This is a genomic window from Nocardia sp. 149-1B, from assembly GCF_057747975.1.
In genome coordinates this window covers 3,671,095-3,688,421 of sequence record NZ_CM173233.1, presented here as the reverse complement: position 1 = coordinate 3,688,421, position 17,327 = coordinate 3,671,095, and the positions used below count along the sequence as shown (strand labels likewise).

The window sequence follows — 17,327 nt, the reverse complement described above, 5'->3', positions numbered from 1 at the left end:
AACCCCCGAGCACCACATCTGAACCAAGTCGGGACACACAGACGCGGTCCGGGCCATTCTCTGTTTGCCGCTGCGCGAGAATGGTCCGGACCGCCTGTCTCACCCTAGGGCAAGCAGTCCCGGAAGCCCGGCAACCAAGCGCCACCGCCACGGTGGCGCTTGTCGCATGTCTGGACCGTTTTCGGGTGGTGGTTTCGAGGCTCCTCGCTGGCGCTCGTCGCACCTCAACCACCGGAGGTCGCTGGCGCTCGTCGCACCTCAACCACCGGAGGTCGCTGGCGCTCGTCGCACCTCGACCACAGGAGGCCGGCAGTCGCTCGCGCGCCTCAGCTGCGCGGTGACCGTGGCGGTGCCGGCAGCGAGACGATCCAGCGGCGGCGGGGATGCTCGGTGACCGTCCAGAGCCGCGTCCCGTCGGGTGAGGATGCCAGGTCCTCGGGACCCATCGGCAGCGCCCAGCGGCGCTCGCGCAGAGCGCCGGGGCGCCCCACCCACAGCGAGCCCGGAGTCCAGGGGCCGTGCGAGGCGGTCATCGCGTAGGTGTCATCGATGCGGACGACGCCCTGGGCCCGGACCACCGCTCCGTCGCCCAGGTCCACGGGGCCGCCGTCGACTGCGAGGTGGGCGATGCGCCGCGTCTGGCGGGGGTTGCCGTACTCGCCGACGACCAGCTGATCAGGCTGGTCGGGCACCGAGGAGACGAACGAGAACCGCAGCGGCTCGCCGTCGTGCTCGGTCGGTGCGAGCCGGTGGCGGACGGGCAGGACGAAGCCCGCCTCGGTGCGCACGACGTCGTCGGTGTCGGCGACCCACAGCCCGGCCCGGGTCGCCGCGACGTGCAGGCGCGTGCCGTTCCAGGCCAGACCGCCGGCGTGCACCCGCAGCGGCACGTAGCCGTCCTCGGTCGGCCGCACCAGCGGCACGTGCCGATACCTGCGGGCGCGCAGGTCGACCACGCTCAGCCGGGACCCGCCGCCCTTCGCGTACCAGGTGACCCCGAGCACCTCGGGTCGCGGGCCGGGCGAGACTCCCTGCGGCCACCAGTCCGGGTCACGGCGGTCGGCGGCGTCCCAGGTCCAGGCGCGGTGCCGGGACAGGCACGGCGCGACCGTGCGCCGCAGTCGTCGGTCGAGGTCGTGCAGCACCGCGGTCAGACCCACCCGCCCGCCGTACCTGCTCGCCAGGACATCGACCGCGGACGCCAGGTCGTCCACGCGCGTGAGGTGCATCCGGGTCACGGTAGCGTCGCGCGGGTGGCGGAGGTCGTGGGCGCAGCGATCGTGCGGGATGGGCGCGTGCTCGCGGCGCGGCGTACGTTCCCCGCCGAGGCGGCCGGCCGGTGGGAGTTCCCGGGCGGCAAGGTCGAAGCGGGCGAGAGCGCCGACGAGGCCCTGGTCCGTGAGATCGCGGAGGAGCTCGGGTGCACCGTCGCGGTCACCTCGTGGCTCTCATCACGCGTCGCGATCGGCGAGCGGCACGTGCTCACGGTCGCCTTCGCGCGCCTGGTCGACGGCGAGCCGGACCCTCACGAGCACGACGAGACCAGGTGGCTCGGCCCCGCCGACCTCGACGACGTGGACTGGCTCGACCCCGACCGGCCGTTCCTGGAAGAGGTGCGCGCGGCCCTGGAATGATGGGCACGTGCGCGGGATCTTCTTCGACGAGGCCGAGGCCCGAGCGGTCGTGGCCCAGCTCACCGCCGACGGCTACGACGCGCGCGTCGAGCGCGAGCGCCTCGCCGGCGAGGACGACGACGAGGGCCACCCCTGGGCGGTGCTGAGCGACGCGCCGGCGTTCGTGCTGGAGGTGCTCGTGGAGCGGTACGACGGGTGGCTCGACGCCGACGAGCCGGCGGCCGCGCCCGCGCCGCTGGACCTGCCGACCCAGCCGCGGAAGATCAAGCGGCCCTGAGGGGTTGTGCCAGGGCCGCGTTCAACACCTCTCCCTAGGATCACTCCATGACCGCTGACCAGCGCCTCCTGCTCGTGCACGCCCACCCCGACGACGAGTCGATCGGCCAGGGCGCCACGATGGCGAAGTACGCCGCCGAGGGGCGCGGCGTCACGCTGGTGACCTGCACCGGTGGCGAGATGGGGGAGATCCTGGTCCCCGAGCTCGAGCACCTCGCCGCCGACCAGGAGGACCGCCTCGGTGAGCACCGCCGGGGTGAGCTGGCCGATGCGATGAAGGCACTGGGCGTCACCGACCACCGCTACCTCGGCGGGTTCGGCGCCTACCGCGACTCCGGCATGAAGTGGCACGACGACGGCCACGCGATCCCCGCGGACGACATCCACGAGAACGCCTTCTGGCACGCCGACCTGACCGAGGCCGCCAACCACCTGGTCGAGGTGATCCGCGAGGTCCGCCCGCAGGTGATGGTCACCTACGACCAGTTCGGCGGCTACGGCCACCCCGACCACATCCAGGCCCACCGGGTGGCGATGTACGCCGCCGCGCTGGCCGCGGTCCCGTCGTACCGCAAGGACCTCGGCGAGTCCTGGGACGTTGCGAAGATCTACTGGGGTGCGATGTCCGAGAGCCGGATGCGCGCGGGTCTGCGCTCGCTGCGCGACGCCGGTGACACGACGTCCTTCGAGGGCATGGACCCCGATGGACCGCTGCCGCACTTCGTGACCGCGGACGAGGACCTCGCGGCCGTCGTCGACGCGCAGGACTACGTCGACCACAAGATGGCCGCGATGCGCGCGCACGCCACGCAGATCACCACCGACGGGCCGTTCTTCGCGCTGTCCAACAACCTCGGCAGCGTCGCGTGGGGCCTGGAGTTCTTCCGGATCGCCAAGGGCACCCGCGGTGAGCTGAACGAGGACGGTCTCGAGACCGACCTGTTCGCCGGGCTCTGAGTCGGTCCTGGGTGCGGTTCCTGGCGGCCGTCGGCCTGCTCGTCGCCGGTGCGGCGACGGGCGTCGCGACGGTCGCGCTGCACGAGATCAGCTGGGGGATCGTGCTGGGGCTCGGAGCCACCGCGGTCACGGTGTTCGCGCTGCCGGCCGGCTGGTGGTCGCGCCTGGCGTTCGTGGCCGGGTGGGATGGGATGGTCGGCTGGCTGACCGTGCCCCGCGCCGAGGGCGACTACCTGATCAGCCAGGACGTGCCGGGCTACACAGTGCTCGTCGCGGCGTTGGTGCTGCTCGTCGTCGGCATCGCGACGCTGCCCCGACCCGTGCGCCCGTCCTCCTAGGATGGCGCCCGTGACGAAGCGATCGCCCGACCCCGCCCGTGAGAAGGAGGGCGGCAAGGTCGTCCTGCTGATGCTGGCCGGGCTGGTCGTGATCTTCGCCGGCGCGTACGTCGCGCTGTACCTCGCCGCCGGCGACAAGGTCCCCCGCGGCACGACCGTGGCCGGCGTCGAGGTCGGCGGCCGCAGCCCCGCCGCGGCCGAGGCCGCGCTGCGGGCCGGCCTCGCGGACCGGGTGGACCGGCCGATCGCCGTCACGCTCGACGGCGAGACCACCGAGCTGGTGCCCGAGGACGTCGGCCTGTCGGTCGACTACGCCGGGTCGATCCGCGCCGAGGGCGCGGAGCGGAGCTGGAGCCCGAGCCGGCTGTGGGACTACTGGACCGGCGGGGAGGACCTCGCACCCGCGCTCCACACCGACGGCGCGCTCGACAGCCTGGCGGACCGGGTCGGCACCCCGGCTAAGGACGGGGACGTCCGGTTCGAGGACGGCAAGGTCGTGGTCGTCGACCCGGTGCCGGGGGAGGGCTTCGACCCGGAGGCGGCGTACCAGGCCATCCAGCAGGTCTATCTCGACGACGATCCCCGCCTCGAGCTGCCGGTCGTCACGACCCAGCCGGAGATCGACGAGGCCGACGTGCAGGAGGCACTGGACAGCTTCGCCAACCCGGCCATGTCGGGGCCGGTCACGCTCGTCTTCGGCGACTCGCCGGTGCGGCTCGAGCCGTCGGACTTCGACGCGGTGCTGGGCATGCGGGCCGAGGACGGCACGCTGGTGCTCGACCTGCACCAGAAGCGACTCACCCAGCTCGTCGACTCCGGCATCAGCCAGGACGGTGCCCCCGTCGACGCGACCGTCGCGCTCGTCGACGGCAAGCCGAAGGTGATCCCCGCCAAGCCCGGCGTCACCTACGACCCCTCCGACGTCAGCGACGCGTTCCTCGAGCTCGTCACCCGCGAGAACGGCAAGCGCGAGATGAAGGTCGCCTCCACCGTCGCCGAGCCGGACTTCACCACCGCGGACGCCAAGGCGCTCAAGATCCGCGAGCAGGTCTCGACGTTCACGACGTACTACCCCTACGCGGAGTACCGCAACATCAACATCGGCCGCGCCGCCGAGCTCGTCGACGGCACCGTGCTCAAGCCCGGCGACACCTTCTCGCTCAACGACATCGTCGGCGAGCGCACCCGCGAGAACGGGTTCACCGAGGGCTTCATCATCAGCGACGGCATCTTCAAGGAGGACCTCGGCGGCGGGGTCTCCCAGATGGCGACCACGACGTTCAACGCGATGTTCTTCGCGGGCCTCGAGGACATCGAGCACAAGCCGCACTCGTTCTACATCGACCGCTACCCGGTCGGCCGCGAGGCGACGGTCGCGTGGGGATCGGTCGACCTGCGGTTCCGCAACGACACGCCGTACGGCGTCCTCGTGCACGCGCACGTCACCCCGGCGACGCCGTCCTCCCAGGGCGTGGTCACCGTGACGATGTACTCGACCAAGTACTGGGACATCTCCACCACCACCTCCGACCGCTACAACTACCGGCCTCCCGCGACCCGGACGCTCACCACCGCGGACTGCTATCCCAACACCGGGTACGCCGGGTTCGACGTCGACGTCACCCGCACGTATCGGCGCCACGGCGAGAGCGCCGTCGATCACCACGAGTTGTTCCACACGGCGTACACGCCCTCGGACACGGTGATCTGCAAACCGCCCGACCATCGTTGATCGAGCAGTGAAGGCCCCCTGGGGCCTGAGCGTGTCGAGATCCCCGCAGCCGGCGCGCGGCGTCGAGTGTCGTGGTCGCCGTGGTGGGTGGGCTGCGGGGGTCTCGACAGGCTCGACCAACGGCGGGGCGGCGTGACCGTGGTCACGGCGGCTCGTTGAGCGGGCATGCGACTGCTGCTCGGTGCCCTGCTCGTCTCGCTGCTCGCCACGCTGGGCCTGACCGCACCGGCCGGCGCGGGTGGGCTGCCGCTGCCGACCAACCCGTTCGGTGACCCGACGGGCGCCAACGACTGGTCGTGCAGGCCGAGCGCCGAGCGCCCGGAGCCGGTGATCATCGTGCACGGCACGTTCGGGGACAAGAAGAGCCTGCTCGACGACCTGTCCGCGGCGATGGTCGGCGCGGGGTTCTGCGTCTACTCCTTCGACTACGGCAACCGCGGCACCGGCGACATCCCGACCTCCGCCCAGCAGCTGAAGACGTTCACGACCAAGGTGCTGGCCGCGACCGGGGCCGCGAAGGTGTCGATGGTCGGCCACTCGCAGGGCGGCATGATGCCGCGCTACTACGTCAAGTTCCTCGGCGGTGCGAAGGTCGTCGACGACCTCGTCGGGCTCTCGCCGTCCAACCACGGCACCACGATCGTCGGCGACCAGTCCAACCCGCTCACCGGCGGCATCTGCCCCGCCTGCAACCAGCAGGCTGCTGGCTCGGACTTCCTCACCAAGCTCAACGCCGGCGACGAGACGCCGGGGTCGGTGAGCTACACCCAGATCAGCACCAGGTACGACGAGGTCGTGGTGCCCTACACCTCGGCGTTCCTCGCGGCCGGCCCGCGCACCACCAACGTCACGATCCAGGACTCCTGCCCGGGCGACCTCGCCGAGCACGTGTTCATCCCCATGAGCCGTACGGCGATCGCGTGGACGCTCAACGCGCTCACCCGACCGGGTGCGGCTGATCCTGCCTTCCGGCCGGGATGCTGGCCGGCGCTACCGTGACAGCCCGCCGAACGCACGCCCAGAACAGGTAGCCGTCCTCGTTGTCGGGGGCGACGTCGGGCTGGGTGCGGCCGCGGCTGTCGGTGGCCCGGGTGACCAGGACGTGCTCGCCGGCCCGGTCGGGGATCCAGGAGTGCTCCCACTCGGCCCACGCGGAGGGCTCGTTGGTGCCGGTCAGGGATGCCTCGTCCCAGGTCTGACCGCCGTCGGTGCTGACCTCGACCATCCGGATCGACGCCTCCCCGGCCCAGGCCCGGCCGCGGAGCACCGAGACCGCGCCGACCACCGGCGAGCCGACCACGTCGACCACGCTCTTGACCGGCATCGCGCCGAGCTCGCCGTGCGGACCGTCCCAACCCTCGCCGTGCATGCGGTACCACCGGGTGTTCCACGGCGAGGTCACCCGGGTCGTGGTGACCCGCAGCTCGCCGAGCCACTTGATGCTGGCGATCCCGACCCACCCGGGGACGACCAGCCGCACCGGGTAGCCGTGGTCGCGAGGGAGCGGTTCGCCGTTCATCTCCCACGCGACCAGCACGTCGTCGAGCGCCTTCGCGACCGGCAGCGGACGGCGTACGCGCCCGTGGTCGACGCCGTCCTCGACGTAGGAGTCGTCGAGCCCGACCGCCATCACCTGCCGGGCGTCGAGCTGCAGCCCGGTGTGCTCCAGCAGCGTGCGCAGGCGTACGCCGGTCCAGCGGGCGACCCCGATCGCGCCGAGGCCCCACTGGGTGCCGGGGCGCGGGGTGCCCTGCTGGCCGGCGAACAGGCTGCGCCCGTTGCCGGTGCACTCGATCGCCCGCTCGTAGGTCACCGGCGTGAAGGTCTTCAGCTCCTCCAGCGAGTAGACCCGATCGCCCAGCACCCCGTCGCCCGAGACCAGGAGCCGCCAACTGGCGGCGTCGATCTCGGGCGCCGAGGTGTGGTTGCGGACGTAGAAGCGGTCGTTCGGGGTCAGCCGCGGGACGTCGCGGTCCCAGACGGTCTCGACATCGGTGCCGTGGTGGACGAACCAGTCGGGATCACCGACGGGCCGCCCGGTGCGGTCGCGCAACATGTAGAAACCATACTGAAGAACCCGAGTTTGGTGCGCATCAGGGGGTGAGTCGCGTCAGGTCGCGCGGGAACAGCGTGACCTCGCGGATGTTCGCGACTCCGGCCAGCCGCGCCGTCCACCGCTCGAGCCCGATCGCGAACCCGCCGTGCGGCGGCATCCCGTGCTCGAACGCCTGCAGGTACGACGTGTACGCCGCCGGGTCCTCGCCGCGCGCGCGGATCGCGGCGTCGTACGCCGAGGGCCGGTGCAGTCGCTGCCCGCCGGTCACGAGCTCGAGCCCCCGGAACAGCAGGTCGAAGCTGTTGCTCCAACGGTCGTCGTCCGGCTGAGGGTGCGTGTAGAAGGGCCGCTTCGCCATCGGGTAGCCCTCGACTGCCACGAAGTCGCTGCCGTGCTCGGCCAGCGCCCACGCCCCGATCGCCCGCTCGTGCTCGGGCGCGAGGTCCGGTTCGTCCTCGGGTGCACCGACCAGCGCGAGTGCGTCGCGGAAGTGGATCACCGGGATCTCCTCCGGCACCACCGGCACCTGCGCCCCGGACCGCTCCACGGCGGCGCCCGCGTGCTCGTGGACGGCCTCGACCATCCCCGCCAGGACCTCGCGCAGCACGGCCAGCACGTCGCGGTGGTCGCGGATGAAGCCGAGCTCGACGTCGAGCGAGACGTACTCCGCCAGGTGCCGCACGGTGTCGTGCGGCTCGGCCCGGAACACCGGCCCGACCTCGTAGACCCGCTCGAACACCCCCACGAGCTGCTGCTTGTAGAACTGCGGGCTCTGCGCGAGGTACGCCGGCCGACCGAAGTAGTCGACCTCGAACACGTTCGCGCCCGACTCGGTCGCCGACGCCACGAACTTCGGCGTCTGGATCTCGGTGAACCCGTCCGCGTCCAGCGTCGCGCGGAACCCGCGAACCGATGCCGCGGCCAGCTCCCACCGGGCCCGCTGCTGCGGGTGCCGCCAGGTCACCGGGGCGTGGTCGAGCAGGGTCGGCAGACTGACGTCGAGGTTCGGGCGCCACAGCTCGACCGGAGGTGTCACCGCCGGCTCGGTCAGGGCCGTGATCACCGGCTCGGTGACCTCGGTGCCGCCGGGGGCCTTGGCGTTCTCGGTGGCGATGCCCACGACCTCGACGGTCGTCTCCTCCGGCGGCACGGGCGAGCCGTTGCGGACCACGACCTGTGCGAGCCCGCTGCGGTCGCGCACGACCAGGAACGTCAGCCCGGACAGCTCCCGTCGGCGGTGGACCCAGCCCTGCAGGCGAACGGTCTCGCCGGGGGTGGCGGTGGGCAGGTCGGAGCACAGCGTTCGTGGTGGGGTGCGTTGATGCATGGTTACCTCCAGCAGGCGGAAAGCCCTGGAGGTGTGGGCGGGGGCTAGATCGCGGTGCCACCACACCTTCGCCGATTGCCCGTCGCCGGGTCTCGGCCTCTCGTCGGTACGCCGATCCGCGCGGGTCCGGCGCTCACGAGGGTTGTCAGGCCTCACCGGTCCGCTCCCAGGGTAGGTCGGCACGCCGCGACGACGCCACCCCGTTGCCGCCGTACGCTCGGGCCGTGCTGGTCCATCTCCGCTTGACCGTGCCGGGCGAGCTGTCCGAGCCGGTCCGCTCACTGCTCCTCGAGCACGACTGCACCACCAACGTGACCGTCGCCGAAGGTGCCTGCCTGCAGCCGCCGGGTGACCTCGTGGAGTGCGACGTCGCGCGCGAGCAGGCCGGAGCGCTGCTCACGGAGCTCGAGCGGCTCGGGCTCGGGGAGTCGGGCGGCATCGTGATCACCACTCCGACGGGCACGCCGTTCGCAGCGGCCCGACGCCTCGAGGCCACCGCGCCCGGCCACCCCGACGACGCGGTGATCTGGGAGGCGGTCGAGGCGCAGGCGGAGTCGGGCGCCGTCCCGACGGTGTCCTACCTGATCTTCCTGGTGATCGCGGTCGCGCTCGCCTCGATCGCGGTGATCACCGACTCTGCAGTGCTCGTGGTGGGCGCGATGGTCGTGGGGCCGGAGTTCAGCGCGATCGCGGCGGCCTGCGCCGGCATCGTGCTCGGCCGCTGGGGCCTGACCGCGCGCAGCCTGCGGCTGCTCGTGCTGTCGTTCGTGTTCGCGATCGCGGTGGTCGCCGTGCTCGCGCTCCTCGGCCGCTGGGGCGGAGCGATCACCAGCGAGGACGTGACCCGGGCCCGCCCCAACACCGGGTTCATCTGGCATCCCGACCTGTGGTCGTTCGTCGTCGCGCTGCTCGCGGGCGCCGCCGGCGCACTGGCGCTGGCCATCGAGAAGACCGCCACGATGGTGGGCGTCTTCATCAGCGTCACCACCGTGCCCGCGGCCGGCAACCTCGCGCTGGGGCTCGCGGTCGGCGAGTCCGGCGAGATCACCGGATCGCTCGCGCAGCTGGGCGCCAACATCGGCGGGATGATCCTCGCCGGCACACTGCTGCTGGCGTTCATGCGCGTGGCCTGGCCCTGGTTGACCGCCCGCAGCGAGCGCCTGCTGGGGGCTCAGTCCGGCGGCGCCAGGTAGCGGTAGGCGTGGTGGGTGGTGAAGCCCAGCCCCTCGTAGAGCGCCAGCGCCGGCGCGTTGTCGCCGAGCACCTGGAGGTACGCCGTGGTCGCGCCGCGCTCGGCGCCCCACTCCAGCAGCGCCGCCATCACCGCGAGGCCCAGCCCCTGGCGCCGGTGCTCGGGGGCGACCTCGATGCTCCGGAACCCCACCCAGTCGCGGTCGTATGCCGCCACTCCGCTGGCCCGGTCCCCGATCCGCACGGTCACCAGCTCGCCCCGCTCATCGAGCTCGGACGGTGGATCCAGTGGTCCGGCGGCCCCCGCTGGTCGAGCTTGTCGAGACCCCCGCAGCGCACGCAGGGCCTGGCTCACTCCACTGACCTGGAACAACGTGTCGGCGTCGTTGCTCTCCAGCCCCCACCCGTGGCTGCGGAACAGCTCGTCCTCGGCGGAGTCGGGCAGCACGGCAGCGATCGGCCGGCCGGTGCGGCCGGCGTAGAACTCGACGACCCGGTCGTAGGCGTCCTCGGCCCTGGCGGGCGCCATCGCCAGCACGGAGTTGGCCCGCCGCGCGGTGGAGGTGGGGGAGTGGCGCAGCAGCCAGTCGCCCAGTGGCTGCGTCTCGAGATCGGGCCAGAGCGCCAGCGCCCGGACCTGCGCCTCCTGCGGCGTGGCGCGCAGCCGCATCGAGGGCCGCGGTGGCACCGGCTTGCCGGAGACGATGTCGGCGATCGCGATCACCATCGGCTCACCGGTCTCCGGCTGGACGACGCAGGCGCCGTCGGCCCACGACGTGCAGACGCCCAGGGTGTCGGAGAACGCCGGCCCGCCCGTGGGGCCGGTCTGGCCGCGCAGGACCCGGCGTACGACTACTCGCTTGCCCACGACGTGCGGGCCCAGGGTGTGTGACCCCATGGGGTGCTGAGGTGTCGTCGGTGCGTCCCCGGCCTGCTGCGCGCCGCCCTGCGGGCGCCTCGCTGCGTTGTCGTCAGTCGTCGACACTCCGTGTCGCCTCCCTCCTCCGCCTTGCCAGGCGATCCGCAGGGCGACGCTCGCGACGGCCCTGGACGCGCCGACGACACCTGCCCACATACTGAGGGTCTGCCTCGTCGACCACGGTCCGGATACTAGGCTGTGGCCGAGCTCTCTCCCCGCTATGTCCCAGGAGGAACCGGTGACCTACGTCATCTCCCAGCCGTGCGTCGACGTCAAGGACCGGGCGTGTGTCGACGAGTGCCCCGTCGACTGCATCTACGAGGGCAAGCGGATGCTCTACATCCACCCCGACGAGTGCGTCGACTGCGGCGCCTGCGAGCCGGTCTGCCCGGTCGAGGCCATCTTCTACGAGGACGACACCCCGGAGCAGTGGAAGGGCTACTACGACGCCAACGTCCACTTCTTCGACGACCTCGGCTCGCCCGGTGGCGCGGCGAAGATGGGTGAGATCGACCACGACCACCCGATGATCGCCGAGCTCCCGCCGCAGAACCAGGACCACTGACCCGTCCGTTGGTTGAGGTGCGAACGAAGAGAGCCGCCCTCGGTGGTTGAGGTGCGAGCGAAGCGAGCCTCGAAACCAACGGTCTCCGAGCGCCTCCCGGACTTCCCCTGGGACCGGCTGGTCCCCTACGCCGAGCGGGCGCGCGCCCACGCGGACGGCATGGTCGACCTCTCGATCGGCACGCCGGTCGACCCGACCCCCGAGGTCGTGCAGGAGGCGCTGCGGCGTGCTGCCGACTCCCCGGGGTACCCGGTCACCGTCGGCCGCGCGGACCTGCGCGAGTCGTGCCTGGACTGGCTGGCGCGCCGGCACGGCGTGACCTGCTTCGACACGATCGACGACACGGTGCTGCCGGTGATCGGCACCAAGGAGCTGATCGCCTCGATGGCGGTGCACCTCGGCATCGGCCCGGGTGACCTCGTCGTCTACCCCGAGCTGGCCTACCCGACGTACGAGGTCGGGGCCGCGCTGGCGGGAGCCCGCGCCGTGGCGACCGACTCGCTGACCTCGCTCGGCCCCGAGCGGCCCGCGCTGCTGTGGCTGAACTCCCCGTCGAACCCGACCGGGCGGGTGTTGCCGCCCGAACACCTGAAGAAGGTCGTGGACTGGTGTCGCGAGCGCGGCACGATCCTGGTCTCCGATGAGTGCTACCTCGAGTGCGCCTGGACCGACCGGCCGGTCTCCGTGCTGCACCCGTCGGTCTCGGGTGGCTCGGCCGAGGGCATCCTCGCGGTGCACTCGCTCTCGAAGCGCTCCAACCTGGCGGGCTACCGCTGCGGGTTCGTCGCCGGCGACAGTGCGCTCATCCATGAGCTGCTCGCGGTGCGCAAGAACCTCGGGCTGATGATGCCGGGGCCGCAGCAGGTCGCGATGAAGGCCGCGCTCGACGACGACGCCCACGCCCTCGAGCAGCACGCCCGCTACGCCGCCCGCCGCGACAAGCTGCGTGGGGCGCTGCTCGCCGCCGGCTTCACGATCGACCACTCCGAGGCGTCGCTGTATCTGTGGGTCAGCCGCGACGAGGACTGCTGGGACACCGTCTCCTGGCTCGCCGAGCGCGGCATCCTGGTCGCCCCTGGCGCGTTCTACGGCCGCGCCGGATCCCGCCACGTGCGGGTGGCGTTCACCGCCACCGACGAGCGGGTCGACGCGGCCGTCGCCCGGCTGGCGTAGCGGGCCACGACGGCCTCGAGCACGGACCGCACGTAGTCGGGGTCGAACATCATGTCCTCCCAGGTGAATCGCAGCACCAGCCAGCCGTCGGCGACCAGCAGGTTGTAGCGCTTGGCGTCCCGCGCGAGGGCCTGTCGGTCGCCGTGCCAGGCGAAGGAGTCGGCCTCGAGGACCACGCGCAGCTCGGTGTCGACCAGGTCGGGACGACACCAGGGCGTCACGCTCGTGATGAGGACCTGGGGGACCGCCCCCAGGCCGGGCACCTGGTTGGCGATGGCCCGCAGGCATGACTCGAACGGATTCGCTGCCTCCGCGCGTGCGTCGCGCGCCACCGCGCGCACCCGCGCTGCTCCGCGACCATGGGCCAGGGCGGCTGCCTGGCGCAGTGCAAAGACGTCGTCGGCGCGCAGGGCCGAGTCGGCGACAGCCAAGGCTTCGTCGTAGGGGAGTGAGCGCAGGCACTGCAGCAGGGTGAGCACCTTGCCGGTGGCGATGCGGTCGAGATCGGCCGGGTCGATGTCGGTGTAGTGGACCTGCACCGGGCCCCAGCCGCCCGAGGGCGCCTTGCGCCCCCGCGGCACTGAGATGTGCGGGCGGCCGGGGACCGTCTTGACGGCCCAGCCGTGGTGGATCGCCGCGCTCGTCAGGCTCAGCACGGTCGAGCGCGCGTGGGCGGCCGCGACAGCCTCGTCCACCGCCGGCAGTGCGTAGCGCCCTCGTGCGGGAACCACGATCGCTCCGGACTCCACCGCCCGGTCCACGTCGAGCCGCGAGGTGGCCGCGACGAGCACGGTGCGGGTGGCGACGCCGCCCAGCTCCCGCAGCACCTCGGTGACGTCCACGCCGTCAGTGTGCCGAGGTCGCGCCGGCCAGGTCGGCGCTCATCCACAGGTCAGCGGCCGCCGAGGATTCGCTCCACCGAGACGATCCGGTCGTGGCCGCCCCAGCCGGTGCCGACGTCGCGGCCGGGGCCGCCGTTGAGCAGGTCGTCGACGTCGGAGCCGAAGATGCGGTCGTTGCCGCCGCGGCCGAAGATCCGCACGGGCCGCCACAGCGACCCGGCGGTGATGTTGTCGGGGCCGTCGGTGCCGAGGATCGTCCAGAGGTCGCCGTACGGGCCGGAGACGTCCTCGAAGTCGGTCACCGCCACCGACCAGGTGAGGTGATCGACTCGGGCGACGGCGGTGCCCGCGGCCATGTCGAGCCGGCCTGTCGTGTGTCCGCGCCACCGGTCCTGGCGGTCGACGAAGCCCAGCTCGGTCAGGTAGTCCTTGCCGGGACCGCCCGCCAGCACCTGGCCTTCGACCGGCGTCACCTGGTCGTTGATCGAGTCGTCTCCGGGGCCGCCGTAGGAGCGGTCCGCGCCGCCCTGCGCCTGGATGCTGTCGCCTCGCGCGCCGCCGCGCAGGACGTCGTCCCCGTCCCCGCCCTCGAGGTCGTCGTGGCCCGCGCCGCCGATGAGGGTGTTCGGCGCGAGGTCCGGCTGCTCGGAGTCGCGGTCACCGGCCCACAGCGAGTCGTCGCCGGCACCGCCGTCGATGTGGTCGCCGCCGAGTCCGCCGTAGAGCACGTCGGGGCCATCGGTCCCGGTGATCACGTCGTCGTAGGGCCCGCCCACCACCGTGCCGATCCCTCCGACGATCGTGTCGGTGCCGTCGCCGGTCGCCGTGCCGGCGGGCAGGTCGACCACCACCGGGCCGGGGGCATGGGCGTAGGTCACCCGGTCCTCGGAACCCTCGTGCCGCGGGTCCAGCCCGCCGTCGAGGACATCGTCACCGGGACCGCCCTCGAGCTCGTCACCGAAGTAGAGGTAGTAGTCGGTGTCCTCGGCCTCCTTGGCGTCGGCGCCCCCGAGCAGCTGGTCGTCGCCGGGTCCGCCGATCAGCCGGTCCTGCCCGAACCCGCCGCAGAGCACGTCGTCGCCGCCCAGCCCGAGGAGTACGTCGTTGCCGCCCCCGCCGGCGATCACGTCGGGCCCCTCGGTCCCGCGCAGCGTCTCGTCCCTGCCGGTGCCCCGGATCGTGGGGCTCGCGCACGGGTCGTCGGCCGATGCCGGTTCCAGCGCGAGCAGCGAGGTGAACGTAAGTGTGGCGGCGGCCAGGACCCGAGTGGCTCTCATCGGGCCACCCTAGGCAGATGTCAGTCGAAGACGTCGACGTGCACGTGGTCGCGGTGCTCGAGGATCCGGATGTCGCCCGACGTCTCGGGTGGGTCGTAGTCGCGCCAGCCCTCGTCGGAGGAGGATCCCGAGGTCCAGATCCGGTCGTCGAAGATCACGTGCTCGATGCCGAGCCGGTCGGCCATCGCCACGAGGTACTGCGCGATCGCCCAGCCCCGGACCTTGTTCTCCGTGCTGATGGGGCGCACGAAGATGTCGACCGCGCGGCCCTCGTAGTGGGCCGATCCCTTCATGTGCCCGCTCGACACACCCCCGGGCGCGAAGCCGCCGAGCGGCGGGTCGCCGAACATCTCGCCGACCTCACGGCGTACGACGTCCGCGCGGTGCGTCAGCCCGGAGGCGAGCAGGCGGTCGCTCTCGGCGTCGGGCGCGTCGTTGATGCGGCAGCTGAACGCGTGCCGGGAGTTGCCGGTCAGCGCCGAGGCCAGCACCCGGGCGTCGGCCTCGTGGTCGGCGTACGCCTCGGGGTAGCCGGAGCGCTGCACCTCCTGGGCCGCGACCGTCACCCGCATCGACTCGTAGTCGCCGATCCGCTCGAGCGCGTCGTAGAACGCGTTGGTCGCGTAATAGGGATCGAGCACCTGCTTGGCGGTGCCCCAGCCCATCGAGGGCCGCTGCTGGAACAGGCCCAGCGAGTCGCGGTCACCGGACTCGACGTTGTAGAGCTTGGACTCCTGGTACGCCGTGGCCAGGGCGATCGTCGCGGCCCGGGCGGGCATGCCCCGGCGGACCGAGACCGCGGCGATCAGCGCGGCGTTCTCGGCCTGCTCGACGGTCAGGCTCACCGTCCGCCCGCCCACCGTGGCCGTGCACTCGTCGGACTGCAGCAGCGGTGCGACGTGGTTGATCACGCCGTACCCCACCGCGGCCGCCACGCCGACCGCGGCGAGCCCCAGCAGGGCCGCCCCCGTGCGCAGCCTCATGTCGCCCCCATGCGACCAGTGTCCGGGAGGGGTGAAATCGTCAGTTGGCGTGCAGGGCAGCGTTGAGCTCGATGCGGCCGCTCTTCCACGGCACCGCCTCGATCGCGCCGGTGACCGAGTTGCGCCGGAACAGCACGTTGCTCGCCCCGGACAGCTCGCGGGCCTTGACGACCTTGGGGCCGATGCCGTCGAGGGTGTCGATGACGGTGACCTTGGTGCCGGCGGTGACGTAGCAGCCGGCCTCCACGACGCAGTCGTCGCCCAGCGAGATGCCCAGGCCGGCGTTGGCGCCGAGCAGGCAGCGGCGGCCGATGGAGACGACCTCCTTGCCGCCGCCGGACAGCGTGCCCATGATCGACGCGCCGCCACCGACGTCGGAGCCGTCACCGACGACCACGCCCGCCGAGACGCGCCCCTCGACCATGCTCGCGCCGAGCGTGCCCGCGTTGTAGTTGACGAAGCCCTCGTGCATGACCGTGGTGCCCTCGGCCAGGTGGGCGCCGAGCCGCACCCGGTCGCCGTCGGCGATCCGGACCCCGGTCGGTAGCACGTAGTCGAGCATCCGGGGGAACTTGTCGACGCCGAAGACCGTCACGTGCCGGCCGTTGGCCCGCAGCCGCGCGCGGACGGTCTCGAAGCCCTCGACCGGGCACGGCCCGGCGTTGGTCCACACGACGTTGGCGAGCAGGCCGAAGATCCCGTCGAGGCTCACCGAGTGGGGTACGACGAGCCGCCACGACAGCAGGTGCAGCCGCAGCCACACGTCCTCGGTGGTGGTGGGCGGCGCCTGCAGGTCGGGCACCTCCACCAGCAGCACGTCGCGGGTGACGCCGCGGTCCTGGTCGGTGCCCTGCAGCGCGCTCAGCTCGGCCGGCGTGATGGCGTCCGAGGGCATCGGGCCCAGCGCGGGGGAGGGGAACCAGACGTCGAGCACCGTGCCGTGGGCGTCGATCGTGGCGAGGCCGAAGCCCCATGCCTGCTTGGGGGCTTGCCGGGGTGCGGTTGTCGCGGTCACGGCGTCCAGCCTAGGGGGAGGCGCTCACTCGCCGGTGTGACCGTCCACGGCCTCGCGCAGCAGGTCCATGTGGCCGAGGTGGCGGGCGTACTCCTTGAGGACCTGCTGCATCACGTCCCGGATCGTGGCGATCCGGTCGCCGGGATCGAGCACGAAGTCCAACGCCTCCTCCGAGAGTCCGTCGAGCCACGCGTCGGCCCGGACGGCGCTCGCCCGCCAGGTCGCGAACGCCTCCTCCACGACCGCGGGGTCCGCGACCGCGTCGTCGAACTGCGAGTCCCAGCGCCCTCCGCGCACGAACAGCGACGGCTCCTCGGGGTGCTGCTGGAGGACGCGCACGAACCAGTGGTGCTCCATCTGGGCCAGGTGGCGGACCAGGCCGAGCAGGCTCAACGAGCTGGGCTGTACGGCGCGCCGCGCGAGCTGCTCCGCGTCGAGGCCGGCGGTCTTGCGCTCCACGGCCTCCCGCTGGTCGGTCAGCCACCGGCGCAGGGTCGCCAGCTCGCTCATGACGCCCGGCGCCCGTCGATGCACTCGCGCAGCAGGTCGGCGTGGCCGCAGTGCCGGGCGTACTCCTCGATCAGGTGGACGACGACCTCGCGCATCTCGATGTCTCCGTCGGCGTGCTGCCCCAGGTGGCCGGCGGGGTGGGTCGCCTGGAACTCCTGGCCGTAGGCGACCTCACGTCGCCAGGCCTCCCACGCCTCGGCCACCACCGCGTCGTCGGCGACCGCGCCGTCGAAGTCCGCGTCGCGGTTCTCGTCCTTGCTCCACATCTTCGGCAGTGTGAGGTCTCGATCCATCACTCGCTGCCACCAGGAGTACTCGACGGCGGCGAGGTGTCGCAGCAGGCCGAGGAGCGACATCGTCGAGGGCGGCACCGCGCGCCGGGCCAGCTGCTCGGCGTCGAGTCCGGCGCACGCCGACTCGAACTCGCTCCGGAAGTGGTCGAGGTAGGTGCGGAGCACCTCGTCCTCACCGCGGCACATCTCGTCGCTCATGGGGACACTCGACCAGCCGGGGTTCGCCCGCCGCAACACCG

General features: G+C 72.3%; 19 protein-coding genes. 9 read left to right on the top strand and 10 right to left on the bottom strand.

Going from position 1 to position 17,327, the window contains the following annotated elements; all coding sequences use genetic code 11:
• Positions 1 to 326: 326 nt before the first annotated feature.
• Positions 327 to 1,229, bottom strand: coding sequence for a hypothetical protein (locus AC3ANS_RS17695; RefSeq protein WP_488292889.1), 903 nt, complete (start codon positions 1,227 to 1,229; stop codon positions 327 to 329).
• A 24-nt stretch (positions 1,230 to 1,253) separates the two neighbouring features.
• On the opposite strand from AC3ANS_RS17695, the gene AC3ANS_RS17690 reads away from it, so the two are divergent.
• The 6 genes from AC3ANS_RS17690 (at position 1,254) to AC3ANS_RS17665 (ending at position 5,936) form a co-directional block, all read left to right on the top strand.
• Positions 1,254 to 1,634 carry a (deoxy)nucleoside triphosphate pyrophosphohydrolase gene (locus AC3ANS_RS17690; RefSeq protein WP_488292888.1) on the top strand — a complete coding sequence of 127 codons (381 nt, stop codon included), beginning with the start codon at positions 1,254 to 1,256 and terminating at the stop codon, positions 1,632 to 1,634.
• A gap of 7 nt (positions 1,635 to 1,641) precedes the next feature.
• Positions 1,642 to 1,911 (top strand): hypothetical protein, encoded by a 270-nt coding sequence (locus tag AC3ANS_RS17685; protein WP_488292887.1) that lies wholly within the window; start codon positions 1,642 to 1,644, stop codon positions 1,909 to 1,911.
• A gap of 47 nt (positions 1,912 to 1,958) precedes the next feature.
• Positions 1,959 to 2,867 carry an N-acetyl-1-D-myo-inositol-2-amino-2-deoxy-alpha-D-glucopyranoside deacetylase gene (mshB, locus tag AC3ANS_RS17680; protein WP_488292886.1) on the top strand — a complete coding sequence of 303 codons (909 nt, stop codon included), beginning with the start codon at positions 1,959 to 1,961 and terminating at the stop codon, positions 2,865 to 2,867.
• 11 nt (positions 2,868 to 2,878) lie between these two features.
• Entirely contained in the window at positions 2,879 to 3,205 is a 327-nt protein-coding gene (locus AC3ANS_RS17675; protein ID WP_488292885.1) for a hypothetical protein, read from the top strand.
• A 10-nt stretch (positions 3,206 to 3,215) separates the two neighbouring features.
• On the top strand, positions 3,216 to 4,937 hold the full coding sequence (locus tag AC3ANS_RS17670; RefSeq protein WP_488292884.1) for a VanW family protein: 1,722 nt from the start codon (positions 3,216 to 3,218) through the stop codon (positions 4,935 to 4,937).
• A 165-nt stretch (positions 4,938 to 5,102) separates the two neighbouring features.
• Entirely contained in the window at positions 5,103 to 5,936 is an 834-nt protein-coding gene (locus AC3ANS_RS17665; protein WP_488292883.1) for an esterase/lipase family protein, read from the top strand.
• Here the strand turns inward: AC3ANS_RS17665 and AC3ANS_RS17660 are convergent.
• Both AC3ANS_RS17660 and aspS read right to left on the bottom strand, forming a co-directional pair.
• On the bottom strand, positions 5,875 to 6,993 hold the full coding sequence (locus tag AC3ANS_RS17660) for a sulfite oxidase (protein WP_488292882.1): 1,119 nt from the start codon (positions 6,991 to 6,993) through the stop codon (positions 5,875 to 5,877). The two genes, AC3ANS_RS17665 and AC3ANS_RS17660, sit on opposite strands and share 62 nt — an antisense overlap.
• Before the next feature lie 37 nt (positions 6,994 to 7,030).
• Positions 7,031 to 8,320 (bottom strand): aspartate--tRNA(Asn) ligase, encoded by a 1,290-nt coding sequence (gene aspS / locus AC3ANS_RS17655; RefSeq protein WP_488292881.1) that lies wholly within the window; start codon positions 8,318 to 8,320, stop codon positions 7,031 to 7,033.
• Between the two features lie 224 nt (positions 8,321 to 8,544).
• On the opposite strand from aspS, the gene AC3ANS_RS17650 reads away from it, so the two are divergent.
• Positions 8,545 to 9,513, top strand: a complete 969-nt coding sequence (locus tag AC3ANS_RS17650) for a DUF389 domain-containing protein (protein ID WP_488292880.1) — start codon at positions 8,545 to 8,547, stop codon at positions 9,511 to 9,513.
• Here the strand turns inward: AC3ANS_RS17650 and AC3ANS_RS17645 are convergent.
• Positions 9,492 to 10,379, bottom strand: coding sequence for a GNAT family N-acetyltransferase (locus AC3ANS_RS17645; protein WP_488292879.1), 888 nt, complete (start codon positions 10,377 to 10,379; stop codon positions 9,492 to 9,494). The genes AC3ANS_RS17650 and AC3ANS_RS17645 overlap by 22 nt on opposite strands.
• 289 nt (positions 10,380 to 10,668) lie before the next feature.
• On the opposite strand from AC3ANS_RS17645, the gene fdxA reads away from it, so the two are divergent.
• Positions 10,669 to 10,995 carry a ferredoxin gene (fdxA, locus tag AC3ANS_RS17640; protein WP_296602013.1) on the top strand — a complete coding sequence of 109 codons (327 nt, stop codon included), beginning with the start codon at positions 10,669 to 10,671 and terminating at the stop codon, positions 10,993 to 10,995.
• A gap of 51 nt (positions 10,996 to 11,046) precedes the next feature.
• On the top strand, positions 11,047 to 12,168 hold the full coding sequence (gene dapC / locus AC3ANS_RS17635; RefSeq protein ID WP_488292878.1) for a succinyldiaminopimelate transaminase: 1,122 nt from the start codon (positions 11,047 to 11,049) through the stop codon (positions 12,166 to 12,168).
• On the opposite strand, the gene AC3ANS_RS17630 is transcribed toward dapC, so the two are convergent.
• From AC3ANS_RS17630 to AC3ANS_RS17605, 6 genes are read right to left on the bottom strand one after another with little or no spacing between them, the layout of a single operon-like run.
• Complete coding sequence (locus AC3ANS_RS17630; RefSeq protein WP_488292877.1) at positions 12,081 to 13,010, bottom strand: DUF559 domain-containing protein; 930 nt, start codon at positions 13,008 to 13,010, stop codon at positions 12,081 to 12,083. The two genes, dapC and AC3ANS_RS17630, sit on opposite strands and share 88 nt — an antisense overlap.
• A 50-nt stretch (positions 13,011 to 13,060) precedes the next feature.
• On the bottom strand, positions 13,061 to 14,287 hold the full coding sequence (locus tag AC3ANS_RS17625; RefSeq protein ID WP_488292876.1) for a calcium-binding protein: 1,227 nt from the start codon (positions 14,285 to 14,287) through the stop codon (positions 13,061 to 13,063).
• Between the two features lie 20 nt (positions 14,288 to 14,307).
• Positions 14,308 to 15,270 (bottom strand): VldE C-terminal domain-containing protein, encoded by a 963-nt coding sequence (locus tag AC3ANS_RS17620; protein WP_488292875.1) that lies wholly within the window; start codon positions 15,268 to 15,270, stop codon positions 14,308 to 14,310.
• Positions 15,271 to 15,310: 40 nt separating this feature from the next.
• Positions 15,311 to 16,285 carry a 2,3,4,5-tetrahydropyridine-2,6-dicarboxylate N-succinyltransferase gene (gene dapD / locus AC3ANS_RS17615; protein ID WP_488292874.1) on the bottom strand — a complete coding sequence of 325 codons (975 nt, stop codon included), beginning with the start codon at positions 16,283 to 16,285 and terminating at the stop codon, positions 15,311 to 15,313.
• Positions 16,286 to 16,309: 24 nt separating this feature from the next.
• Entirely contained in the window at positions 16,310 to 16,795 is a 486-nt protein-coding gene (locus AC3ANS_RS17610; RefSeq protein ID WP_488292873.1) for a DinB family protein, read from the bottom strand.
• Complete coding sequence (locus AC3ANS_RS17605; protein WP_488292872.1) at positions 16,792 to 17,286, bottom strand: DinB family protein; 495 nt, start codon at positions 17,284 to 17,286, stop codon at positions 16,792 to 16,794. Before AC3ANS_RS17605 ends, AC3ANS_RS17610 begins: the two co-directional genes overlap by 4 nt.
• Positions 17,287 to 17,327: the final 41 nt, after the last annotated feature.